This is a genomic window from Flagellimonas meridianipacifica (genome assembly GCF_003001695.1).
Lineage (GTDB): Bacteria > Bacteroidota > Bacteroidia > Flavobacteriales > Flavobacteriaceae > Flagellimonas > Flagellimonas meridianipacifica.
In genome coordinates, this window is record NZ_PVYX01000002.1 from 308574 (window position 1) to 332464 (window position 23891).

Here is a 23891-nt window from a genome sequence, read left to right on the forward strand (position 1 = left end):
TATGAAACAGTCTATTACCTTTCTTTTACTATCCCTTTTTCTTCTTGGTTGTGACTCAAAAGAAGAGGTAGACCTCATAGTATACAATGCAAACATCTATACCGTTGATAGTGGCTTTTCCAAAGCTTCTTCGTTGGCAATTAAAGATGGAAAGTTTGTTGCCATTTCTGAAAAAGTGAATATCGGAGAAAGCTTTTCTGCGGACCAGAAAATTGATGCTGGGGGGAAAACCATTGTTCCCGGGCTCATTGATGCGCATTGCCATTTTTATGGATTGGGACTTAACCAACAAGTTGTGGATTTGGTTGGAACCAAAAGTTATGATGAAGTTCTTCAAAGAGTAGCTGATTTCCATGAAAAAAATCCGTCTAATGTTATACTGGGAAGAGGTTGGGACCAAAATGATTGGGAAGTCAAGGAATTCCCCTTTAATGAAGCCCTTAATAAAATGTTTCCTGATATCCCCGTGGTTTTGGAACGAGTGGACGGACATGCCTATCTCGTGAATCATAAGGCACTTAAAATGGCAGGTATAGATAACTCTACGTATGTGCAAGGAGGCGAAATTGTAAAGGAAAATGGTCAAATTATTGGGGTTCTTGTGGATGCCCCTATGGCCATGGTGGATGCTGTTATGCCCCAACCCAATCGTGTTTCACAAATTCAAGCATTGCAAGAAGCGGAAAAGCTTTGTTTTGAATATGGGCTTACCACAGTAAACGATGCTGGTCTGCATCGTTCTACCATAGAACTTATAGACAGTCTACATCAGGTGGGGGATTTATCAATTAGGGTGTACGCCATGGTTAGCAATACTCCGGAAAACTTAGACTACTATTTGAATAAAGGAATTATCAAAACAGATAGGCTTAACGTACGCTCCATAAAGGTTTATGGCGATGGCGCTTTGGGTTCTCGTGGTGCGGCACTGAAAGCCCCATATTCAGATAAGGAAGGTCATTTTGGTGCGATGATTACCCCCGTTGACCAGATTGAGGGTCTTGCAGAACGTATCGCAGCAACGGATTACCAAATGAATACGCACGCCATTGGCGATTCGGCCAACGTAGTGATTCTAAGAACCTATCAAAAAGTATTGGAAGGTAAAGCGGACAGACGTTGGAAAGTGGAACATGCCCAGGTGGTTTCCGAAAAGGACTTCGATTACTTTAAAAGTGGCATTATACCCTCAGTGCAACCTACCCATGCCACTAGTGACATGTATTGGGCGGAAGATAGATTGGGTCCTGAACGCATAAAGGGTGCTTACGCATTTAAAAAGCTACTGGAAAAATCAGGAACCGTTGCTTTGGGCACCGATTTTCCAGTGGAACAAGTAAGTCCTTTCCTTACATTCTATGCCTCAGTGGCCAGAAAAGATTTGGATAACTATCCAGAAGGCGGATTTCAAATGGTGGATGCACTTTCTAGAGAAGAAACCCTTAAAGGGATGACCATTTGGGCCGCACATTCCAATTTTGAGGAAGATGAAAAGGGAAGTATTGAGGTTGGTAAAATGGCAGACTTCGTTATCCTGAGTGAAGATATTATGACTGTACCCGAACAAGACATTCCAGACCTAAAAGCAGAGCAGGTTTTTGTTGGGGGAAAACAGGTAAAGTAAAAAAAAGCGAGCCTAAGGCTCGCTTTTTAATTTTTTCAAAATTCTCTTTTTAGAAAGAAACAGGCACGGCCACACGAGTAGTTCCCCACCCCATAACCATATGGGCTCCACCGTCAACGTCCTTGTAAGCAATAGAGAAAGCTTCCAAAGACTCAGAATCTGTAGAAACTGCTCCTGTTACACGCGTAACATCGGCTGCACTATCATAGGAATAGGCTCCCCACTGATTCAAGTTGCTGTTCAAAATAACGGTCCACTCACCTTCACCAGGTATGGTGAACAAGGCATAGGTTCCAGCTTTCACGGACTTGCCTCCAAAAGTAGCGTCCTTGTAAAAAGTGATTTCGGGAGCTTCATTCGCTCCTGTTCTCCATACTTTTCCGGCAGGAGCAAGGTCAGAAAGATTTCTTCCCTTAAGTTGAGGTCTGCTATAAACCACGCGTACGGATTTATCTGCTTCCCTATAACTTGTAGGGTAAGAGGCAATATCAGCCGGACTTTTGTCAAGACCACTGAATTTTTGTGCCGTAGCTTCAGTAGTAAAAACTAAACCAAGGGTTAAAAAAGAAAATAGAATTAGTTTTTTCATGTTTATAAAATTTATGCGTTCAAAACTAGGAGGTATATCTCCGGGATACTTATAAAGAGACGTTAAATTTTAACAACCTTTCAAAATGTTCAAAAAAAATGAATTCTGTTACATAATGCTTTCGAATATCAACAAATAACCACTTTAAGGTTTCATTTTGTATTTAAATAATTCTTTTGAGTTTCATTTTTAATATTAAGGGTTCATTTTTGTTTCACCATAGAATAAAAGAAAAGGATTATGTGTGGAATTGTATGTGCCTTTGATATAAAGGAAAGTGTAGATAAACTAAGACCCCAGTTGTTGGAAATGTCCAAAAAAGTGAGGCATCGTGGACCGGACTGGAGTGGAATATATGCAGATAATAAGGCCATTTTGGCTCACGAAAGATTGGCCATTGTTGACCCAGCTTCGGGAAAGCAACCTCTGTTAAGTGAAGATGGTAAACTAATATTAGCAGCAAACGGTGAAATCTATAACCATAGGGAGTTAAGAAAGCAATTTGAAGGGCAGTATGAATTCAAGACCCAATCTGACTGTGAGGTAATTTTGGCGCTCTATCAAGAAAAGGGAGTTGATTTTGTGGATGAAATGAACGGGATTTTTGGTTTTGCCATTTATGATAGCGAGAAGGACGAGTATTTCATTGCGCGGGACCATATGGGTATTATTCCCTTATATATTGGCTGGGACAGAAACGGCACCTTTTATGTAGCTTCGGAATTGAAAGCGTTGGAAGGTGTTTGTACCAAAATAGAATTGTTCCCTCCAGGGCATTACATGCATAGCTCGGATGGCGAATTCAAAAGATGGTATCAACGCGATTGGATGGAGTACGAAGCGGTGAAAGAGAATGCTGCCAGCATTCAAGAATTGAAGGATGCCCTTGAAGCTGCAGTCCATCGCCAGTTAATGTCCGATGTTCCTTACGGAGTATTGTTATCTGGTGGATTGGATTCCTCGGTTACTTCTGCCATTGCCAAAAAGTATTCTCAGATGCGAATAGAATCTGGTGACACCAAAGAAGCTTGGTGGCCTCAGCTGCATTCATTTTCGGTAGGTTTGGAAGGTTCTCCGGACTTGGCTGCCGCCCAAAAAGTAGCCGACCATATAGGAACCATTCACCATGAAATCAAGTTTACCATCCAGGAGGGATTGGATGCCATTAAGGATGTAATCTACAATCTGGAAACTTATGATATTACCACCATACGAGCATCCACGCCCATGTATTTGATGGCCCGGGTGATTAAATCCATGGGAATAAAGATGGTTTTATCCGGTGAAGGTGCAGATGAACTTTTTGGGGGGTACCTGTATTTCCATAAGGCACCAAGTCCAAAGGACTTTCATGAAGAAACAGTAAGAAAACTGGATAAACTCCATATGTATGATTGCCTTCGTGCCAACAAGTCTCTGGCAGCCTGGGGAATCGAAGGTCGTGTTCCTTTCTTGGACAAAGAATTTATGGACGTGGCGATGCGTATCAACCCAAAGGATAAAATGATCAATGGAGAGCGCATGGAAAAATGGGTGGTTCGCAAGGCGTTTGAGTCGTATTTGCCAGAAAGTGTGGCTTGGCGTCAAAAAGAACAATTCTCAGATGGTGTTGGATATAGCTGGATTGACACCTTAAAACAGTTGGTGGAAGAAGAGGTTTCGGATGAGCAATTGAAAAATGCCCATTTTAAGTTCCCAATACAAACCCCAACCACTAAAGAGGAATATTATTATCGCTCCATTTTTGAAGGACACTTTCCTTCAGATGCAGCTGCATTAAGTGTTCCCCAAGAACCTTCTGTGGCATGTAGTACGCAGATAGCGTTGGAGTGGGATGAAGCATTTAAAAATATGAATGACCCTTCAGGTAGGGCTGTGGCACATGTTCACGAAGATGCCTATGTGAAGTAAGTTTTAAAGATAGTTTCGTGCGGTAGATGAATGAGGTTTTGTTCATTTTCAATTAGTCGGAAAAGCCCCTTTTTAAAGGGGCTTTTTGTGTTCTTTAGAAAAAGAGTGCAAACCCTATTCTGAATTCAAAGATTCCCTCATCGGTAAAATCCTCGTTAAGACTAAAGTTATAGCGCAGGCCCGGCTCTACACTAATATGGTCCGAAAGAAAGATGGCATAACCTCCTTGTAAGCCCACCCAGAGTGGGTTCTCAGTGGCATCTTGAAAACTTGCACCTGTAATATCCAATTGAACAGGAATGGTGCTTATAACGTAGTATTTTGCCCCTAGCTTATAAGTAAAAATAGTAGTCCCGTCGAAATCAGAATAACCAAGTCCTGCCTTTATGGCTAAATCGTCGGCAAGAAAGTATCCTCCTTCGGCACCAATACTCCATATCGTAGCGTCTCCAGATGAAACAAGCCCAAACCCGGTATTGGCTTCAATTAACCAATTTCCTTAACTGGTTTGACTTCCGTTTTGGGCCTGGACAGCAAACATAAACCCAATGATTGCTAAAAGTGAAAATTTGATTTTTTTCATGGTATAGATTTTATTGTTTACTCAAAAATAGGTCCGGAATCCATTTCTTACATTATTTTCTGTTTAAAAAATATGTAATTTCTCACATTTGACTTGGTCCTAAGTCCAAATATGCAGTAGAGTGATTTTAAGCGTTAAAAAACACGTTTTAAGACCATTTTTAGTGAATAATTACCATCCTTTTTGATATGCTACTTTTCCACAGAAATCTGTTGATAACTTCAATCTTAAAAGCAGTTCAATGCCCTAATTTTACTGGGTTTTGCTTATATTTGTAAGATTTGAAATTTACAAAATAACATATCGAATATATATGAGCGAAGAAGCAAAGAAAAACCAGTATTCTGCGGACAGTATCCAAGCCCTTGAAGGGATGGAACACGTAAGAATGCGCCCCTCCATGTATATCGGAGATGTAGGGCCAAGAGGATTGCATCACTTGGTCTATGAAGTAGTGGACAACTCCATTGATGAGGCTATGGGAGGTCATTGCGATACCATAAGCGTTACCATCAATGAGGATAATTCAATTACGGTTCAGGATAACGGTAGGGGAATTCCAGTAGGGTTGCACAAAAAAGAGGGGGTTTCCGCTTTGGAAGTGGTTATGACGAAAATTGGTGCTGGGGGTAAGTTTGACAAAGATTCTTATAAAGTTTCCGGGGGACTCCACGGAGTTGGTGTTTCTTGTGTAAATGCATTATCCGACCATTTAAAGGCCACGGTCCACAGGGAGGGAAAAATATGGGAGCAGGAGTATGAGCGCGGAAAAACCCTATATCCTGTAAAAAGCATTGGCGATACAGATATTACAGGGACTGTTGTCACTTTTGAGCCCGATAAATCCATTTTTACCCAAACCACGGAGTACAACTACGATACTTTGGCAAATCGTATGCGTGAATTGGCTTATTTGAACAAAGGGGTTACCATAACGCTTACAGATAAACGTAATAAAGATGAAAAGGGGGAGTTTGTAGCTGAAACTTTCTTCTCTAATGAAGGTTTGAAGGAATTCATAAAATTCTTGGATGAGACCCGGGAGCCGCTTATTCAAAGTGTTATTTCTATGGAAGGGGAGAAGAATGGAATTCCAGTAGAGGTGGCTATGATTTATAATACAGGTTTTTCCGAAAACCTACATTCTTATGTGAATAACATCAACACCCATGAAGGAGGAACCCACTTATCGGGGTTTAGAAGAGGTCTGACCTCTACATTGAAAAAATATGCAGACTCTTCAGGGATGCTGGATAAGCTGAAGTTTGAAGTTTCTGGTGATGACTTTAGAGAAGGACTTACAGCGATTGTTTCCGTCAAAGTGGCCGAACCACAGTTTGAAGGGCAGACCAAAACGAAATTAGGAAACAGGGAAGTTACCAGTGCGGTAAGTCAAGCGGTTTCTGAAATGTTGACCAATTATTTGGAGGAGCATCCAGATGATGCCAAGTCAGTTGTTCAAAAGGTGATTTTAGCCGCGCAAGCAAGACATGCGGCCGCCAAGGCACGTGAAATGGTTCAGCGTAAAAATCCAATGAGCGTTGGAGGGTTACCAGGAAAACTATCAGACTGTTCGGAACAAGACCCAACAAAATGTGAGGTGTTCTTGGTAGAGGGTGATTCTGCAGGAGGTACTGCCAAACAAGGAAGAGATCGAAACTTTCAGGCTATTTTACCACTTCGAGGTAAAATCCTCAACGTGGAAAAGGCCATGCAGCACAAAGTGTTTGAAAACGAAGAAATCAAAAACATCTATACCGCACTTGGTGTAACCATTGGCACCGAAGAAGATAGCAAAGCATTGAATTTGGAGAAGCTCCGATACCATAAGGTAGTCATTATGTGTGATGCTGATGTCGATGGTAGCCACATCGAGACTTTGATTCTTACCTTCTTCTTTAGATATATGAGAGAGCTGATTGAAGGAGGTCATGTCTATATAGCAACTCCACCCCTTTATTTGGTCAAAAAAGGTGCTAAAAGAAGATATGCATGGAATGATCAAGAGCGAGACGAGATTATTGAATCAATGAAAGGTGGTGCCAGTATTCAACGCTATAAAGGTTTAGGGGAAATGAATGCAGAGCAACTTTGGGATACCACCATGAATCCGGAGTTTCGAACTTTACGCCAAGTTAGCATTGAAAACGCCACTGAATCAGATCGGATTTTCTCTATGTTGATGGGTGATGAAGTGCCCCCAAGGCGAGAATTCATTGAGAAAAATGCCGTCTATGCGAACATAGATGTATAAATAACGTTTGTTTCACAACAAAAACTCGCCCTTGCAAGGCGAGTTTTTTAGTTTTAAGAAAAATTTTACAAGATGAAAAGACTTTTAGTCGTAGTGGTCCTATTCATAAGTACTATGGGTACGGCTCAAGACCTCAATAATTTATTTGTTTCCGGTGTAAATGACGCAGAGCGTTTTGCCAATGCCTATTTGGGACCTGTTGCAGAAGCGGGTATTTTTAGTATTTCAAATGGATGGTATAATACTGCGGACGCAAAACCTCTTGGAGGTTTTGAAATTTCAATAATTGGTAATTTAACGGGATTTAGGAATAAGGATGATAAAAGGAGCTTCATTCTCAATCCAAGTGATTACGAAAACCTGGATTTTGTTACCAACCCTGGCCAAGCAAGGCCGGTTTCAACAGCTTTAGGAGATATTGAAGGCGTTATTGTTGTTGTTGAAGATGAATCAGGTTTATTCAGGGAAGAATTTGAATTGCCAGCCGGACTTGCCGCGGAAGATTTTAATTTCATTCCTACACCATTTGTTCAAGCCAGTGTTGGACTCGTAAAAGGTTTGGAAGTTAAGGCAAGATTTTTACCTAAGATTGAGATAGATGAGGCCAACGTTGGCTTGTTTGGTGCAGGTATTCAATACGAGTTCACTAAACTACTTCCAGCGGACAAGGTACTCCCTGTGGCCATTTCTGCAGTAATCGGATACACGAACCTTAATGGAGATTATGATTTTACGGATACTGGGGTAATTGACGGAAGTAATCAACGTCTTGACGTTTCTTTTAGAACTTGGAATTTCAGTGCCGTGGTTTCCACAAGGAAGATTCCAGTGATTAATTTTTATGGTGGGATTGGATATATTACTGGTAGTTCCGATATTGATTTATTAGGAACTTATGAGGCCAATGGCCCATTCTTACCCGTTACCGTTATTGATCCTTTTACAGTTTCTCAAGATGCGAATGGTGTGTCTGCTAATTTGGGTACTAAAATAAAGTTGGGATTCTTTAGACTCAATGCCGAATATAACCTCTCAGAGTTCAGCACCTTTACTTTTGGACTTAACTTCGGTTTCAGATAATAACGAAAAAGAAAATTCTATAAACATGAACGCCCCGGCATTTGCCGGGGCGTCCTGTTTTCATAGAGTGCAGGTCTCCGTCTACTCTCTAGTAGCGAAAACAGCTCCGTCTTCAAGCGCCAGTGTTTCGGGCTCATTGCCCACTTCCAAACTAACAGTTACTTCTTCAATATCGGTTCCCGAATAGGTAATCGTATAAATACCATCTTCATTGGACCATTTAAAGTCAGTATAGAAAGCGAGAGTATTATTGGAATATCTTTGGTATCTGCCTAAGTAGACATCATTAAAAATCCATTCTTCTTTTATGGAGGATGTGGATTTAGAATCCTCGGATACGGTGGCTGTTCGTGCCCAGATGCCCAAAATTGGGTCATTGTTTTCTGGAATATCCGTACAATTGCTCACGGCAATTATTAGTACAATCAACAGCAAAGAAAAGAGCTTCTTCATAGGTCAATCACATTAGGTAAAATTTGGGACTAAGAGAACGTCAAAAAGAGATGATCTATTGTTGCAAAATCGATGTATGGTTCATCTGTTTTGTGTTTTCTCGTTGAATGACTCAGATTTTTAACATTGGGAAGAATTTACATACGGTTTTCATTCCCATATTGTGATATCGTAAAATGGGAAAAAGTCAGGTTTTTTCTCCTTCAAATGCCGTATTTTTGGAGCTGTTAAAATTTAAACCGAAAATCATGAAAGTTACCGTTGTTGGGGCAGGAGCCGTTGGCGCAAGTTGCGCTGAATATATCGCGATGAAGGATTTCGCGTCAGAAGTTGTATTGTTGGACATCAAAGAAGGATACGCCGAAGGAAAGGCAATGGATTTGATGCAAACCGCATCATTGAATGGATTTGATACCAAAATTACCGGCAGCACCAACGACTACTCCAAAACAGCTGGTAGCGACATAACAGTAATAACCTCCGGTATTCCAAGAAAACCAGGTATGACCCGTGAAGAATTGATAGGAATCAATGCGGGCATTGTGAAAACCGTGGCCACAAGTTTATTGGAACATTCTCCTAATACCATAATTATTGTCGTAAGTAACCCAATGGATACCATGACATATTTGGTACATAAAACCACAGATATTCCAAAAAACCGAATCATTGGGATGGGTGGTGCTTTGGACAGTGCTCGTTTTAAGTATCGTTTGGCAGAAGCTTTGGAAGCACCTATTTCCGATGTGGACGGGATGGTAATCGGTGGACATAGTGATAAAGGTATGGTGCCGTTAATCGGACATGCAACAAGGAATAGCGTGAAAGTTTCTGAATTCTTGAGCGATGATAAGCTGGATTATGTGGTTCAAGAAACGAAAGTAGGGGGAGCCACTTTGACCAAGCTATTGGGTACCAGTGCTTGGTATGCTCCTGGTGCGGCAGTTTCTGGTTTGGTGCAGGCCATTGCATGCGACCAAAAGAAAATGTTCCCTTGTTCCACATATCTGGAAGGCGAATACGGATTGAATGATATTTGTATCGGTGTACCAGTTCTTTTAGGGAAGAACGGTATTGAAAAAGTGGTGGAAATTGAGTTAAGTGACGCCGAAAAGGCTAAAATGCAGGAAAGCGCTGAAGGTGTAAGCAAAACCAACGGATTGCTTCAACTGTAAAAGCCTGATAAAAGGACATAAGATTGCCATTTCGAATCCAAAGGACGAGAAATGGCAATTTTTATTTTAACACCTTCCTAGAGCAGGGGGCGTTGCAATTCCCATAATTTCTATTGGCAAATCTTATTGGAAATGATATATTTGCACGCTGTTTAAGAAAACTTCTAAAATTTTAGTAATCAATGCAAAATAAAGGACTTATAAGGCTTTTCGCAATCCTTTTTGGTGTGGTAAGTATCTATCAGCTTTCCTTTACGTTTATCACAAGTAAACTGGAGGGCGATGCTGAAACGTATGCCATTAGCCAAATTTCGGAAGCAGAGGAGGACTATGTAGCTAAGCGTGAGGCTTTAGAAGCATCGTATTTGGATTCTATCGGGCCTGCATCTGTTTTCGGATTCACGAGCTACGAAGACGCCAAAACTAAGGAACTGAACAAGGGTCTCGACCTTAAAGGAGGTATCAATGTGACCCTTCAGATTTCGGTAAAGGATATCCTTAAAGGATTGGCCAATAACACCAAAAATCCTGTATTCAATAGGGCATTGGCTGATGCCGATACCGCTTCAAAAAATAGTGATAATACCTATCTGGAACTCTTCTTCGAGGCATTTGATAATATTAAAGGAGAAACCAAATTGGCATCTCCCGACATTTTTGCCAACAAGGGACTGAGTGATGATATCAATTTTCAAATGACGGATGACCAAGTAAAACCGGTAATTCGAAGAAAGATTGATGAATCCATTGTCTCCGCTTTTGAAGTATTACGAGAACGTATAGATGGTTTTGGAGTTACACAACCCAATATCCAAAGAGAGGGAAATTCTGGACGTATTTTGGTTGAATTACCAGGCGCTCGGGACATTGCAAGAGCCCAGGAGCTTCTTTCAAGTACGGCACAATTGGAGTTTTGGGAAACGTATCCTCAAAGCAATCAAAGTTTAGGTCAATTTTTCGTTAATGCAAATGAGCGCTTAAAAGAAATTCTGGAGCCAGAAGAGCAGGAAGAAGAGGTTTCAAAACCTGAATCTGAGATTGACTCGTTATTATCTGATGTTGCCCAGGATTCATTGGATTTGACTCCGGAGGTAAATCCATTATTGAGCAAATTAATTCCTGCGAGCCCAGGGAGCCATGCCATTGCAAGAGCATTGGTCAGCGATACCGCTGAAATAGGAGGGTATTTAAGAATGCCACAAATAAGAAGGTTGTTACCGAATGACGTACAGTTTGCAAAATTCCTCTGGGAGAGACCAGCAAAAGATGTTGAGGTAGCTGAACTTTACGCATTAAAGTCCAATAGAGATGCAGTGCCACGTATCAGTGGCGACGTTGTTTCAGATGCACAAGATACTTTCGACCAGTTCAATAAGCCTGCGGTAAGCATGACGATGAATACCCGAGGTGCGAAGGAATGGGAGAAGTTGACAGGGGACGCTTTCAATAACCAAACCGGTATTGCCATAGTTCTTGATAATAAAGTATACACCGCTCCCGGAGTTTCCACAGGACCTATTTCAGGTGGTCGTTCTGAGATTACGGGTACGTTTACCGTAAATGAAACGAAGGATATTGCTAATGTATTAAGAGCAGGTAAACTTCCTGCTTCTGCGGAAATAATTCAATCTGAGGTGGTTGGACCATCTTTGGGTCAGGAAGCCATTGATAGTGGTTTTATGTCCTTCATGATTGCTATGGGCTTTGTCTTGTTATGGATGATTTTCTACTATGGCAAAGCAGGTATTTTTGCTGACATCGCCTTGATTTTCAACATAGTTCTGATTTTTGGCGTATTGACCAGTCTTGGTGCAGTACTTACTTTACCTGGTATTGCGGGTATTGTATTGACTATCGGTATGTCAGTGGATGCCAATGTTCTTATTTTTGAAAGAATCAAAGAAGAATTGGCGCGTGGAAAAGGGAAGGCACAAGCCGTTGCCGATGGATTTAGCAATGCGTTATCTTCCATTTTGGATGCCAACATTACTACGGGTCTTACAGCTATTATTCTATTCATTTTTGGTTCCGGACCCATTAAAGGTTTTGCAACAACCCTTTTAATAGGTATTGTTACTTCCTTGTTCACGGCAATTTTCATTACACGTTTAATGGTGGATTCCTATATCTCCAAAAAGGGAAGAAGCTTGGAGTTCTCCACACCTGTAACCAAGGGGCTCTTTAAAAATCTCAGCATCAATTTCTTGGGAAAAAGAAAGATTGCCTATGTCATCTCGGCTATTTTAGTTGGAGTAGGAGCTTTCTCTTTATTCACCACAGGGCTTCAGCAAGGTGTGGATTTTGTGGGAGGTCGTTCTTATCAAATTCGTTTTGAAAAGGCGGTTAATCCTTCTGAGATTACTTCGGAACTGAATACTGTTTTTGGAAGCGGAACCAATGTGAAAACCTTTGGGGAAGCGAATCAAATAAAAGTCACTACACCTTATAAAGTGGACGTAGAAGGTATTGAAGTAGATGCGGAAATCCAGAATAAGCTATATACCTCACTTCAAAAGTATTTACCAGATGGAACATCTTTTGAAGACTTCACGGTAGGTGCTTCGGAGAAATCCATAGGTGTTTTACAATCTGTAAAAGTTGGACCAACAATCGCGGATGATATTAAAAAGAATGCCTTTTTGGCCATCATTGGTTCTTTGGCGGTAGTGTTTTTGTATATCTTGTTCCGTTTTAGAAAGTGGCAGTTTTCTTTGGGAGCTGTTATTGCGGTATTCCACGATGTAATGATTGTATTGGGTATATTCTCATTGACAGGTAAAATCATGCCTTTCAATATGGAAATTGACCAAGCCTTTATCGCAGCAATCCTTACTGTAATTGGATACTCCTTGAACGATACCGTGGTTGTGTTTGACCGTATCCGGGAAATTGTGACTTTGAAAGGATGGAACAATGGTGAAAACATCAACCAAGCGTTGAACAGTACTTTGAGTAGAACATTGAATACCTCCCTTACTACTTTGATAGTACTTTTGGCTATCTTCGTTTTTGGTGGTGAAAGTTTGAGAGGATTTATGTTTGCAATGATTATTGGAGTATTGGTTGGTACCTATTCGTCGGTATTTATCGCAACCCCAATCATGTTTGATGCCCTGAAAAAGAAAATAGGTTCTTTGGCTACGGCCTAAGATTTTGATAAAATTGATATAAAAAAGGCCGCTTTAAGCGGCCTTTTTTATTTTGGAGGAAGGGACATTACATGTTCATATCCTTTTTGTAACCAGGTACCTATCAGGTCTTTGTCCTGAAGAAGATTCTGAGGAATCAGGACATACTCGCGCATGGTGGCTCCATAGGATAAAAACGGATTTGCTCCGTAGTTGGCATCAAAGTCCTCGGTATCCGTTTTAGATAATCGAATGCCTAATTCCCCCGCCTTGTTAACTTGGGAAAACATATGTCCATTTGCCGAAGTATAGGGCATGGTTTTTCCCTTTCTTTCAAAATTGGGATTTTTTGCTACCACCTCATCCAGTATTTGTATTACCTCTTCCCTTGTCATTACTATGCGATTAATTGCTTTTTTTGAACAATCATTTTTTCTGCAACCTCTCGGATGACTTGCAGGAGGTAGTCCGTGGTCTCTTCCGATTTTCTATGGTTGATAAAACAAGCACGGATGGCATAATCCCCCTTGAGTTGGGTTCCCATAATAAACACGCGACCATCTTTTTCTAGTTCGGGCATCAGTAGACGGTTAAACTGGACAATCTCTTCTTTTGATTCCATGTTTCCAACGTACCTGAAACAGGAAACTGCTAATTTGGAATCGGCGACCAGTTCAAAGTCTTCTGATTTTTTTACCTGTTCATTAAGGTAATCCGTCAGGTCAATATCCTTTTGTATCATGGCCCTTAACCTTTTCATGCCATAGGCTTTTATGCTCATCCATACCTTGAATGCCTTCGCGTTTCGTGATAACTGGAAATAATGCTCATTGTATTCCAAGCGATTTCCATCGTTAGCCAGCTCGGTATCCAAATACGCAGCTTTCTTATAATAAGTCCTACGTAGATTATCCCAATTTCGGACTAACGTACATCCTCCTTCAAAGGGCTGGTAGAGCCATTTATGAAAGTCGATGGCAATGGAATCTGCGAGCTCCATACCCTTATATTCCAGTTTCAAATCGTCCAATAATGCTGCTAATGCCCCATAGGCTCCATCTACGTGAAACCACATATCATATTGTTTTGCCAGTTTGGATAGGCTTTCCAAATCATCAATCGCTCCCGTATTTACGGTTCCTGCATTCCCTATGATGCAAAAGGGCTGCAGACCTTGGGCCAAATCAACCTTAATTTGATTTTCCAATTTTTCCAAGTCTATTTGAAATGAAGCATTCGTTGTGATTTTTCGCAAATGGTTTGTACCGATGCCTAAAAGCTCAACGCTTTTATCCACACAGCTATGGACTTCTTCCGATGCGTAAACCACAAAGGGTTTCATCCCAAAGAGTCCTGTTTTCCGAATTCCTTCTTTTTCGAAGAAGACATTTCTTCCCACGGTTAATCCGGTCAGGTTCGCTGCGGAGCCTCCGCTCACCAAAACTCCACCGGAATCCATTGGGAATCCCAACATCTGAGCGGTCCAACGAATTACACGTTTTTCAATCTCGTTCATGGCTGGAGCCAAATGCCACTTCGTCTGATTTTGGTTAATGGTATTGGCCAACTTTTCGGCAATAATAGCCATTTGGTTCCCTCCTGACATTACGTATGCGTACATGTGAGGTCCTAAGTTGCCTGTTGCCGTATTAAGCACTTTGGTTTCTACCTCATCCAGAAGTTTTGAAGGGTCTAAACCTTCTTCAGGAAGTTCTTCATCAAACCACTGTTCTACTTCTTTTTGTGGATGGTCGTTGTATCCTTTTTGGTTATGAATATTTTCAAATTGCCTTAGGACCAGTTCACTGCTTTGATTCAAAAGCTGTTTGAATTCACCATTCGAAAAATCAAGGGTCTCTTCGCTCATAGTTTTGTTATCAAATGAGATTTAAAGATACGGGTAATTGGATTTTCAAGCCATTAAAGATAATGGGTCTTTTTAAGCATGTTCTTTGACTTTGGCAAAAACCTCCAACCAAGAAATCAACTGGCTGAAAAGTGTAAAATTCTGAATAACTCTGGACTGCCCATTAAACCCCCATTTATCTCTTTCTTTAGGATGATTGAGCATATAAGCAAGGGCTTTCGAAAGACTTTCAATGTCCGTGGGATCTTCATTTATCAATCCTGTTTTTCGATGCTCTACCTGAAACTTTAGTCCAGCGGCTGCAGAAACCAGTAGTGGTTTTCTTTTCCACATACCTTCGGTAGCGGTTAATCCAAAACCTTCTTGAATGGAATTTTGAACAATAATACTGGATGCACGTTGGAGCGCATTGACTATCAGTGCATTTTCCTTGGGATTGTCTAGGGGAAGCAATAAAATGGCAATGTCATTTTGCATATCCCTATCCAATTCTTGGTAGGCTTCCGTAAGCTCCCTCAGAACCTCTTGACCTTCTGGATCATCGGAAACAAAAGCGGGGTCTGGACCACCCATGACCAATAAAGTCATTTTGATTCTTTTGTATTCAAGACTTTCAGGGTCTCCATGCTTTAGATTGTCTTTTTTCATTTTGATGAAAGCATCCATCAATTCCTTAAAGCCTTTTAATCTATCCCATCTCGAAATCTCTGTTACGAAGGGGCGATATATGAGATTAAGTTTACTGGTCTGGTTTGGTGGTCCAAAGGAACCATCGGGTAATATTCTTCTAACTAAATGATTATAGCGATGGTATAAAATTGCCTCATGATCATCGGTTATGCCTGATTGATACAGAATACCAATGGATTTATGCAATTGGAGCGCCCTGTTTTTATGACTTAAAGGGTCGATGGCTGGCGGGATAATACTAGTCTTGCTTTTTAATGATTTTGGCACATAAGCCGGTAAACTAAAAATAAAATGGTCGTAATCATCCGTGTAGAGAGATAAAAATTTCCAAACCGAATCAGTGACCTCAGTATCTTCTTCCAGTCCAATATGACAACGCCAAATAATAGGTACCTTTTTTATTTTTTTAATCATTGCAGCCAAGGGCATGGGCTGGGGGTCATGCACTACCACAATATCACCATCATTAATAAGTTCCAACGCTTTTGTAAGGTTCTGCTTGTTTACGGCCTCGTAGACTTCCCTATCTGCCTCGGTAAATTTCCCGTCACCACTTCCATGTATAGCATTGTGAATTCGTTTAGTGAGGTCGAAAAACGCATCTTCCTTGGCTTCAATAACCAACCATTCTATGGAAACTCCGAGTTCACGAAGGATACGCATTTGACTGGGAAGCATTTCAGCAACCCCTCCACCGATAGCTGTGGAATTGATCATCCAAATGGTTTTCCCTTCAATTGAGGCAATGGCATCTTTGGTCTGCTCAAGAAAGTTTAGGACCAAAGAGTAAAGGGAACCATAGGCTTTATAATCGTTAAGTTTGGCACCGGGTTTTACCTGAATCTTTTGCATACTGTAACGTTTGTCTGTTGGTTTTCCTTTAAGATAGGAAAAACCCGGAGACTAAACAGAGCAGAAGTCATAGTTTATGGTTTCTTTGTTATTCCAGATGAACCATTTACTGAAGGGATAAGTTCTAGAACGGACATGGGATCGAGATTCTTTTCAACCCGATGCGAAACAAAAACAAGGGTAGAGGTGCTTTGCTTTGCAATTCTGTTTACCAAGTCCACAAAGAAAGCTGCATTTTTATCATCCAGTCCAGCGGTGGGTTCATCCAAAATTAAAAGAGGTGGATGTTTTATCATTGCGCGTGATAACATCACGAGTCGTTTTTCTCCATTGCTCAGCTCCCTGAACTGAACATTTTTTTTATGCTCCAATTGGATAACATGAAGCCAAGACATAGCCAATCTCAATTCTGCATCCGTAGGTTCTTGGTAAAGCCCTACCGAATCATGTAACCCGGACACAATCATATGTATTACTTTATGGTATCCTCTGAATTGGTCAATCATCGAGGGAGTGAAGTATCCGATATGTTCTTTAATGTCCCAAACGCTTTCCCCACTACCTTTTTTTCTTCCAAACAAGGTCAGGTCTTGGCCATATCCTTTATGATTGTCCCCGGTCATTAGAGTCAATAAAGTAGTTTTTCCACTGCCATTGGGCCCGATGAGTTGCCAGAATTCATTTTTCCGGATAGTCCAATTGATTTTTTTGAGAATACATCGTTGGTCATAGCTTACCGTGACATTTTTGAACTCAACCAATTTCTCTTCCAAAATGGAATTATTTTCATGCAAAGGCGGAGGAATATCTCCCAATGCATTGGAATTATCTTTTTTGGTCAAAGACTTTAATGCTTCAGTATTCTCAAGTGGTAAAAACTCACCTTTAGAAAAGGCTAAAAGGAGATTTGTATCTGAAAGTATATCTTCAGCTCTATTCAACAGTTGAATAAGTTTCACAGATTCTGAAATGGTATGTAGACTTTTCCGTAGTTCTTTTTGGAACGCAACATCCAGATTATCGAAAGGATTGACCAAAACTAAGAAATCAAGGTTCTGACCCAGAACATGTTCTAACAAAGCCTTTTTTCGCTCACCACTACTCAGCGACCGGAGCGGTTGAGGTCTTTTGGTTGCAAGTTCCCTTAAATCGTGTTGTTCTTCTTCCCAAATAAAGCGTTCAATTTCGGTATTTGAAAAAATCGCACCTTTTTTCGATGACAAATCCCCAAAGTATTCTTCAGGAATGCCCTTTTGAATTTGGAATGCCAACTGTTCTATTTGCGATTGGTTATCCACAAAAATGGCATAGTGTCTAGGCATACTCTTCTGAAGAAAAAACTTAAATAATGAAAGTAGCGATTATGACTGATTCACCCTAAAAATATGAACTGGATTATCTCTATAGCTCGTAGTTTTATCCAATTTCATCCCATTTTTAATGGCTACTTTTTGGGAAGGCACGTTATCAATATGAATAATGGAAATAAGCGATTCAACCAGATTATTACCAAAAGCATGGTTTTTACATTTTTGTGCGGCTTCAAATGCAAGTCCCTTACGCCAATAATCCGGTAATATGGAGTACCCAATTTCTACCTCTTCATTGTTGTCAATGGTTTGAACCAAAAGTCCACAAAGACCAACCATTTTGGAGTTTTCCTTTAGAACAAGTGCGTTCATTCCTCCCAAATTATGCTCGTAGCGTTCAAAAATACGGTCAAATTGTTGTTGGCAGGCCACTTTGGGATTGGAGGGTAAACCTTCCCAATATTGGGATGATAGAGGCTCCTCGTGAAAGGGAAGCCACACATCAAAATCGGCAGGAACCACCTTTCTAAATAGCAACCTATCCGTTGACTGTCCTTCTAGAAGATAATTTTGCATTTATATCTTGTTGAATGCAATACTATCTCCAACTTTAAGTCCCCAGACATCGGATAATCCTCCCTTTACCTCCAAAACATATTGTACCGGAACACCTGAAGGCAGGCTGCTTTCATCAAACGGGGTTGTGTTTTTTTGAAAGCTGGCAATTTTAAGGTTCTCGTCAATGTAAATAATGTCCAAAGAAAATTGGGTGTTTTTCATGTAAAAAGAATGCTCCGCGGCTTCTTTAAAAACGAAAAGCATCCCCTGGGAATCTTCCATGCTTTCCCGGTACATCAATCCAGTTTGGGTTTCATATTCCGTATCCGCAATTTCAATATCCAACTGAGCAAGTACTTTTCCTGATTCGCTTTGGGTAATGGTAAGCTGCCCTTCCTTGGTGAATGCAATGGATTCGGTTTTAATTTCCTGTTTGTTTTCAGTCTTACAGGAAGCGAAAAACAGTAGAACAATCAAAATAGACTTTAAGACACTTCGCATAAAAATCGGCTTAAGTTGCTTTGGTGGGTCTGAACATAAAGTACAGTCCAAGAAGAATCATGGGAATGCTTAACCACTGGCCTGTGGAGAGCAAATCTCCAAGAGAATCTTCAAAACCACCTTGACTCTTTTTGACAAATTCGACAAAGAATCTAATGGTCCATAAACCTACCATAAAAAGTCCAAATAGGAATCCTACTTTGTTTCCTTTGTCCGTTTTCCAATACAACTGATACAAAATGATAAAAAGAATGAGATACCCCACGGCCTCATACAATTGTGCAGGATGACGATAGGGGATAGTTTCCAAAACACTGGCAAAATCAGGATTTGTTTCAATGGCCTTATAGGCAGCGCTTGGAGTTTTTTCACTGGTCAATGACATTGCCTTGTATGCGGGCATGTCGTCAGAATCTCGTATAAAGCGAGTCGCCAAGGCAAAAGAACCATCTACGACTTTTCCATTGATTTCTGAATTGAAAAAATTGCCCAAGCGAACAAAACAGGCGCCAATGGCAGATACTACAACCATTCTGTCCAATAGCCAAAGCATTTTTATGTCTTTCCACTTTCTGCAATACAGCCAAATACCTATTATGGCGGCTATGGTGGCCCCATGGCTAGCTAGGCCCGTAAATCCTGTAAATTCATAACCATTGATGATACCAAAGAGGGACTCATTGGCACTTTCACGAATGGGTAAAAGAATTTCAATCAAGTGGTCCTTGTAGTAATCCCAATCATAGAAGAAGACATGGCCCAATCGTGCTCCCAACATAATGGAAACCACAGAATAGATAAATAGGGAGTCCAATTTTTCCATAGACTTGTCTTCCTTCTTGAATATCTTTTTCATAAGGAACCAACCGGCAACAAAAGCTGCAATCCAAAGCAGGTTGTAATATTTGATTTGAATGAAACCGAGTTTGAGCAGAGTATCGTCAGGATTCCAATTAAAGCCTAGAAAAAACATAGGTTAAAATTTTGGACTAAGATAACCACTTTGAATGGTTGGAAAGCTCGATTTACGGTTTTTTACCATTATGTAAATATACCTTCAGAAATAAGGAATTATTCTTTAGTTGACTTAAGGAACCGGGTCATATCCCTTGCCTCCCCAGGGATGACAACTGAATATTCTTTTTAATGACAGCCACCCTCCTTTGAAAAGGCCATGTTTTTTAAGGGCTTCCAGAGTGTAGGCTGAACAAGTGGGTGAATATCTGCAAGTAGCAGGGGTATAAGGTGAAATAAGTAACTGATAGGCGCGCACCAGAAAAACGAAAGGAGCAATAAGAACCTTTTTTAAGGTCATTTTTTTTGATTTACAAGCAAAATGCCATTAATACCCATCAGTTATTTTAAACTAAAAGTCGTTCCATCCTTACCATCCTTCAGTTGGATACCCAAACTAGTAAGTTCGTCCCTAATCTTATCGGAAGTTTTAAAGTCTTTGTTGGCCCTAGCCTGATTCCTTAGGTCAATCAATAAATCCATCACTCCATTCAAGGTGTTGGAATCCTCATTGGACTGGGCAATAAGTTCAATGCCCAAAACATCGTTTACAAAAATTTGGAAAGTACTGGTCATCAATGCCAAATCTTCCTTGGTTATCGATTCTTTACCTTCTTTTATTTGATTAATATGTTTTACAGCGTCAAATAGTTGAGCAATTAAGATTGGAGTATTGAAATCATCATTCATTGCATCATAACATTTTTGTTGCCATACTTGAACGTCAAAATCTGATTTTGTACTCTTATCTAATTTTTCCAAAACGGAAATAGCCTCCATAAGTCGGTAATATCCTTTTTCAGATGCTTGAAGGGCATCGTCACTTAAATCCAAAATACTGGAGTAGTGGGCCTGCATCATAAAAAAGCGTACCACAGCCGGGGCATATGCCTTACTTAGTAAATCATTGTCTCCACTAAATATCTCGTGTGGATACACATTATTACCGGTGGACTTGGACATTTTTTTCCCATTAAGGGTTAGCATATTGGCATGTAGCCAATAATTCACTGGAGATTTGCCGCAACATGCTTCGGCTTGAGCTATCTCGCATTCATGGTGAGGAAATTTTAAATCCATTCCGCCTCCATGAATATCAAAGGTTTCACCCAAATACTTTGTGCTCATGGCGGTACATTCCAAATGCCATCCTGGGAACCCGTCTCCCCAGGGTGAAGGCCATCGCATGATATGTTGCTCATCAGCTCTTTTCCAAAGTGCAAAGTCCTGAGGATTTTTTTTCTCACTTTGGGCAGTAAGTTCGCGAGTATTGGCAATCATGTCTTCCAACTTTCTTCCGCTTAGCTTACCATAATCATGTGTTTTGTTGAATTCTTGTACATCAAAATACACAGAGCCATTTACTTCATAGGCAAAACCCTTTTCCAGAATTTCCTTTATAATTTCAATTTGCTCAATGATGTGCCCCGTTGCGGTGGGTTCTATGCTTGGAGGTAAAAAATTGAATTGTCTTAAGGTATTATGGAAATCAACAGTGTAACGCTGAACCACTTCCATAGGTTCAATCTGTTCCAGTTTTGCTTTTTTTGCAATTTTATCCTCACCCTCATCTGCATCATTTTCCAAATGCCCGGCATCCGTTATGTTTCTAACATATCTAACTTTATATCCCAGATGTTTAAAATACCGGAACATCATATCGAAAGACATAAAAGTGCGGCAGTTACCTAGGTGCACATTACTATAAACCGTAGGGCCACAAACATACATGCCAATATGGCCTTCATTTATAGGTTTGAAATTTTCCTTTTTTCCGGTAAGAGAGTTGTGAACTTTTAACTGTTGATTTTTATAAAGCTGCATGGATTTGGTTGAAGTTAAAACTCGGTATCCAGGTTGATGTAATCCAAAAACTCGCGACGTACGGATTCTTCCTTGAATTTACCGCCGTATTCGGCAGTAACGGTGCTACTTTCTATATCTCGAATTCCTCTTGAATTTACGCATAGATGCTTGGCGTCAATTACGCAGGCTACATCTTCCGTACCCAGAACACGTTGTAGTTCTTTGACAATCTGGATGTTCATACGTTCTTGGACCTGTGGACGCTTGGCATAGTAATCCACGATACGATTCATTTTAGAGAGACCCACAACCCTTCCATTTGAAATATAAGCTACATGGGCACGTCCTACTATGGGAAGAAGGTGGTGTTCACAAGTGGAATAGACCACAATGTTCTTTTCCACTAACATTTCTCCGTATTTGTATTTGTTTTCAAAGGTGGAAGACTTGGGCTTTCTGTCGGGATGTAATCCCCCAAAAATCTCCTTTACGAACATCTTTGCCACCCTTTTTGGGGTGCCACTGAGGCTATCATCCGTCAAATCGAGGCCAAGAGTTTGCATAATGTCCCTTACATTTTCCTGTATCTTTTCTATTTTCTCTTGATCGCTCAACGCAAAAGCATCCTCCCGTATTGGAGTTTCCGAAGCGGAACCTATGTGTCCATCCCCTCGTTCTTCGTATTGCTCTTCCAAGGCCTGTTCTAGTTTCATTTGTTTTTTCTTCAAGGGTGCAAAGATATGTAATAAACGCCTATGTCAGGTCTGGAAGCCTACCTTAGCATCTATAAATTATTGTTAAGCTGAAGCAATGTAATACGCTATTTGTCAAAATTGTAGTTCTGCACTCACATTGAATTATCTCGTTAATTGGATTGGTTTTTAGAAATGGAAATGGTCATTTGCAATGCATTTTGTCGATTAAGTGTATATTTTTTGGGTTGAAGGATACTAAAAGGGGTGAAAAATCAGTTATGGTTAGATAAAATGCAGCATAACCTTTAGCCCCAAACCGTATGAGAGCTCTATTTTGCGCTATCTGTTGTTTTTCCCTGTTTTTTATGGAAATGAGTGCCCAGAATTCTGGGGATTGTCGAACAGCTATCCCGGTCTGTGCGGATATGCCCATTCTTTCGGCTACCGATGGGAGTGGTGATATCGATGACTTTGACCCTGATGTAATTACCCAAACTGGATGTTTGGAAAAAGGAAGTGTAGCTTCCGCTAACATCGAAAATAATACTTCATGGTATGTTTTTAGGGCGGGTACAGATGGTCAAATAGGTTTTGATATTGAAGCATTGCCCGTAACTCCTGGAGGAATAGTTACATCAGAAATTGATTTTGCTCTGTACGGACCCTTCGACCAAACATTGGGTTCAAATTTTTGTACCACAATAGGTAACGGTTCTGACATTCCTATTCGATGCAATTACGAGATTAATGACACAGGATTTACCGGAATAGGGGTAAACCCGATAAGCGGACAGGTGGGAGCGCCATTTGTTCGTGCAAGTCAAAACACTTATGATGAATGGTTGGATGTGCAACAGGGTGAGATTTACTACCTTTTCATCAATAATTTCAATACAAACTTTAACGGTGATCCAGAACCCTTTTCGTTGACATTTACTGGAAGTTCTGTAGATGCCGACCAAAATACGGCTTTGGATTGTACTCTGCGCGACGAGTTTTTGGGATTGGACATTATTGCCTGTGAGGGCGATCCCGATATTGTTTTAAGTGCATTGAACTCTCCTGCTGGGCCGAATATCGCAAATATTACATGGGAAGTGGACCTGGAAGACGATGGAGTGTACGATCAAGTTTTGGCCACTGGTGCCGGTGCAACAGAGCTTACGGTCACGAGTCCCAATTCTGGGCGTTATCGCGTTACCATTGAGACCACTTTTGCTACAATTATCACTGACGACATACTCATCACCTTCTTTGGTGTACCAGTACTAGATGAAGTGCGGGTATTGGATGATTTGGTTAATAGTGATCAAACCGACCCTTACAACATTGAGATTTCGGTATTGGGAAATGGTAACTACGAGTACGCTATAAATGGAGGTGAATTTCAAGATGACCCTGTCTTTTTGGATGTGCCCCCAGGTGTAAATACTGTTGTGATAAATGATGTGAATGGATGTGGAACTACCGAACCTATTGAATTCTTGGTAGTGGGATACCCTAAGTTTTTTACCCCAAACGGCGATGGCATACATGACAACTGGAATGTTCTCGGGGTTGAAACCTTGACCAATCCCAGTATCTTTATTTTTGATAGATACGGTAAGTTTTTAAAACAATTGGATATCAATTCATTGGGATGGGATGGCACCTTCAATGGTAGACCTTTACCTTCTTCAGACTATTGGTTTCGTCTGGACTATGAAAGAGATGATGAGGGCGTTTTAGTGGCCCGGTCAGTAAGAAGACATTTTTCGTTGATTAGATAGCAAAAAAGCCAGGAATTTTCCTGGCTTTTTTC

The 23891-nt window shown here is 40.6% G+C and carries 20 protein-coding genes; 7 read left to right on the forward strand and 13 right to left on the reverse strand.

Going from position 1 to position 23891, the window contains the following annotated elements; all coding sequences use genetic code 11:
* The first annotated feature begins 1 nt into the window (after position 1).
* A complete protein-coding gene (locus tag CLV81_RS11180) occupies positions 2-1624 on the forward strand; it encodes an amidohydrolase (protein WP_106145215.1) in 1623 nt (540 codons plus the stop codon).
* 49 nt (positions 1625-1673) lie between these two features.
* Here the strand turns inward: CLV81_RS11180 and CLV81_RS11185 are convergent, their stop codons facing one another.
* Entirely contained in the window at positions 1674-2213 is a 540-nt protein-coding gene (locus tag CLV81_RS11185; RefSeq protein ID WP_106145216.1) for a DUF2911 domain-containing protein, read from the reverse strand.
* A gap of 240 nt (positions 2214-2453) precedes the next feature.
* On the opposite strand from CLV81_RS11185, the gene asnB reads away from it, so the two are divergent.
* Positions 2454-4124 carry an asparagine synthase B gene (gene asnB / locus CLV81_RS11190; protein ID WP_106145217.1) on the forward strand — a complete coding sequence of 557 codons (1671 nt, stop codon included), beginning with the start codon at positions 2454-2456 and terminating at the stop codon, positions 4122-4124.
* A gap of 94 nt (positions 4125-4218) precedes the next feature.
* On the opposite strand, the gene CLV81_RS20890 is transcribed toward asnB, so the two are convergent.
* The gene (locus tag CLV81_RS20890; RefSeq protein ID WP_313790284.1) at positions 4219-4413 is read right to left on the reverse strand and encodes a hypothetical protein; all 195 of its coding nucleotides are present in this window, start codon (positions 4411-4413) and stop codon (positions 4219-4221) included.
* A 607-nt stretch (positions 4414-5020) separates the two neighbouring features.
* Between CLV81_RS20890 and gyrB the strand changes: the two genes are divergently transcribed.
* Complete coding sequence (gene gyrB, locus CLV81_RS11200; protein ID WP_106145218.1) at positions 5021-6961, forward strand: DNA topoisomerase (ATP-hydrolyzing) subunit B; 1941 nt, start codon at positions 5021-5023, stop codon at positions 6959-6961.
* 72 nt (positions 6962-7033) lie between these two features.
* The gene (locus tag CLV81_RS11205; protein ID WP_106145219.1) at positions 7034-8041 is read left to right on the forward strand and encodes a DUF6588 family protein; all 1008 of its coding nucleotides are present in this window, start codon (positions 7034-7036) and stop codon (positions 8039-8041) included.
* A gap of 81 nt (positions 8042-8122) precedes the next feature.
* Here the strand turns inward: CLV81_RS11205 and CLV81_RS11210 are convergent, their stop codons facing one another.
* Positions 8123-8494 carry a hypothetical protein gene (locus CLV81_RS11210; protein ID WP_106145220.1) on the reverse strand — a complete coding sequence of 124 codons (372 nt, stop codon included), beginning with the start codon at positions 8492-8494 and terminating at the stop codon, positions 8123-8125.
* 248 nt (positions 8495-8742) lie between these two features.
* On the opposite strand from CLV81_RS11210, the gene mdh reads away from it, so the two are divergent.
* Both mdh and secDF read left to right on the forward strand, forming a co-directional pair.
* Positions 8743-9669 (forward strand): malate dehydrogenase, encoded by a 927-nt coding sequence (gene mdh, locus CLV81_RS11215; RefSeq protein ID WP_106147479.1) that lies wholly within the window; start codon positions 8743-8745, stop codon positions 9667-9669.
* A 182-nt stretch (positions 9670-9851) separates the two neighbouring features.
* A complete protein-coding gene (gene secDF, locus CLV81_RS11220; protein WP_106145221.1) occupies positions 9852-12818 on the forward strand; it encodes a protein translocase subunit SecDF in 2967 nt (988 codons plus the stop codon).
* Positions 12819-12865: 47 nt separating this feature from the next.
* On the opposite strand, the gene CLV81_RS11225 is transcribed toward secDF, so the two are convergent.
* The 10 genes from CLV81_RS11225 to folE all read right to left on the reverse strand — a co-directional run bounded on the left by CLV81_RS11225 (position 12866) and on the right by folE (position 22108).
* The gene (locus tag CLV81_RS11225; protein ID WP_106145222.1) at positions 12866-13192 is read right to left on the reverse strand and encodes a hypothetical protein; all 327 of its coding nucleotides are present in this window, start codon (positions 13190-13192) and stop codon (positions 12866-12868) included.
* A gap of 2 nt (positions 13193-13194) precedes the next feature.
* Positions 13195-14664, reverse strand: coding sequence for a pyridoxal phosphate-dependent decarboxylase family protein (locus CLV81_RS11230; protein WP_106145223.1), 1470 nt, complete (start codon positions 14662-14664; stop codon positions 13195-13197).
* Between the two features lie 72 nt (positions 14665-14736).
* Entirely contained in the window at positions 14737-16206 is a 1470-nt protein-coding gene (locus tag CLV81_RS11235; protein ID WP_106145224.1) for a glycosyltransferase, read from the reverse strand.
* Positions 16207-16280: 74 nt separating this feature from the next.
* A complete protein-coding gene (locus CLV81_RS11240; protein ID WP_106145225.1) occupies positions 16281-17528 on the reverse strand; it encodes an ATP-binding cassette domain-containing protein in 1248 nt (415 codons plus the stop codon).
* Positions 17529-17567: 39 nt separating this feature from the next.
* Complete coding sequence (locus tag CLV81_RS11245; protein ID WP_106145226.1) at positions 17568-18092, reverse strand: GNAT family N-acetyltransferase; 525 nt, start codon at positions 18090-18092, stop codon at positions 17568-17570.
* The gene (locus CLV81_RS11250) at positions 18093-18575 is read right to left on the reverse strand and encodes a DUF192 domain-containing protein (RefSeq protein ID WP_106145227.1); all 483 of its coding nucleotides are present in this window, start codon (positions 18573-18575) and stop codon (positions 18093-18095) included.
* Between the two features lie 10 nt (positions 18576-18585).
* Positions 18586-19548 (reverse strand): prolipoprotein diacylglyceryl transferase, encoded by a 963-nt coding sequence (gene lgt / locus CLV81_RS11255; RefSeq protein WP_106145228.1) that lies wholly within the window; start codon positions 19546-19548, stop codon positions 18586-18588.
* Between the two features lie 114 nt (positions 19549-19662).
* Positions 19663-19890, reverse strand: coding sequence for a membrane protein insertion efficiency factor YidD (yidD, locus tag CLV81_RS11260; RefSeq protein WP_106145229.1), 228 nt, complete (start codon positions 19888-19890; stop codon positions 19663-19665).
* 41 nt (positions 19891-19931) lie between these two features.
* Entirely contained in the window at positions 19932-21413 is a 1482-nt protein-coding gene (cysS, locus tag CLV81_RS11265) for a cysteine--tRNA ligase (RefSeq protein ID WP_106145230.1), read from the reverse strand.
* Positions 21414-21427: 14 nt separating this feature from the next.
* Complete coding sequence (gene folE, locus CLV81_RS11270; protein WP_106145231.1) at positions 21428-22108, reverse strand: GTP cyclohydrolase I FolE; 681 nt, start codon at positions 22106-22108, stop codon at positions 21428-21430.
* A 302-nt stretch (positions 22109-22410) separates the two neighbouring features.
* Between folE and CLV81_RS11275 the strand changes: the two genes are divergently transcribed.
* A complete protein-coding gene (locus CLV81_RS11275) occupies positions 22411-23859 on the forward strand; it encodes a T9SS type B sorting domain-containing protein (protein ID WP_106145232.1) in 1449 nt (482 codons plus the stop codon).
* The last annotated feature ends 32 nt before the right edge of the window (positions 23860-23891 follow it).

Coding starts and splice junctions, on each gene's coding strand:
- CLV81_RS11240 (WP_106145225.1), bottom strand. CDS start 17,528: ATGCCTAGACACTATGCCATTTTTGTGGATAACCAATCGCAAATAGAA.
- CLV81_RS11210 (WP_106145220.1), bottom strand. CDS start 8,494: ATGAAGAAGCTCTTTTCTTTGCTGTTGATTGTACTAATAATTGCCGTG.
- CLV81_RS11230 (WP_106145223.1), bottom strand. CDS start 14,664: ATGAGCGAAGAGACCCTTGATTTTTCGAATGGTGAATTCAAACAGCTT.
- mdh (WP_106147479.1), top strand. CDS start 8,743: ATGAAAGTTACCGTTGTTGGGGCAGGAGCCGTTGGCGCAAGTTGCGCT.
- CLV81_RS11205 (WP_106145219.1), top strand. CDS start 7,034: ATGAAAAGACTTTTAGTCGTAGTGGTCCTATTCATAAGTACTATGGGT.
- CLV81_RS11180 (WP_106145215.1), top strand. CDS start 2: ATGAAACAGTCTATTACCTTTCTTTTACTATCCCTTTTTCTTCTTGGT.
- CLV81_RS11185 (WP_106145216.1), bottom strand. CDS start 2,213: ATGAAAAAACTAATTCTATTTTCTTTTTTAACCCTTGGTTTAGTTTTT.
- yidD (WP_106145229.1), bottom strand. CDS start 19,890: ATGACCTTAAAAAAGGTTCTTATTGCTCCTTTCGTTTTTCTGGTGCGC.
- folE (WP_106145231.1), bottom strand. CDS start 22,108: ATGAAACTAGAACAGGCCTTGGAAGAGCAATACGAAGAACGAGGGGAT.
- gyrB (WP_106145218.1), top strand. CDS start 5,021: ATGAGCGAAGAAGCAAAGAAAAACCAGTATTCTGCGGACAGTATCCAA.
- CLV81_RS11235 (WP_106145224.1), bottom strand. CDS start 16,206: ATGCAAAAGATTCAGGTAAAACCCGGTGCCAAACTTAACGATTATAAA.
- CLV81_RS11225 (WP_106145222.1), bottom strand. CDS start 13,192: ATGACAAGGGAAGAGGTAATACAAATACTGGATGAGGTGGTAGCAAAA.
- CLV81_RS11245 (WP_106145226.1), bottom strand. CDS start 18,092: ATGCAAAATTATCTTCTAGAAGGACAGTCAACGGATAGGTTGCTATTT.
- CLV81_RS11275 (WP_106145232.1), top strand. CDS start 22,411: ATGAGAGCTCTATTTTGCGCTATCTGTTGTTTTTCCCTGTTTTTTATG.
- CLV81_RS11250 (WP_106145227.1), bottom strand. CDS start 18,575: ATGCGAAGTGTCTTAAAGTCTATTTTGATTGTTCTACTGTTTTTCGCT.
- lgt (WP_106145228.1), bottom strand. CDS start 19,548: ATGTTTTTTCTAGGCTTTAATTGGAATCCTGACGATACTCTGCTCAAA.
- cysS (WP_106145230.1), bottom strand. CDS start 21,413: ATGCAGCTTTATAAAAATCAACAGTTAAAAGTTCACAACTCTCTTACC.
- secDF (WP_106145221.1), top strand. CDS start 9,852: ATGCAAAATAAAGGACTTATAAGGCTTTTCGCAATCCTTTTTGGTGTG.
- asnB (WP_106145217.1), top strand. CDS start 2,454: ATGTGTGGAATTGTATGTGCCTTTGATATAAAGGAAAGTGTAGATAAA.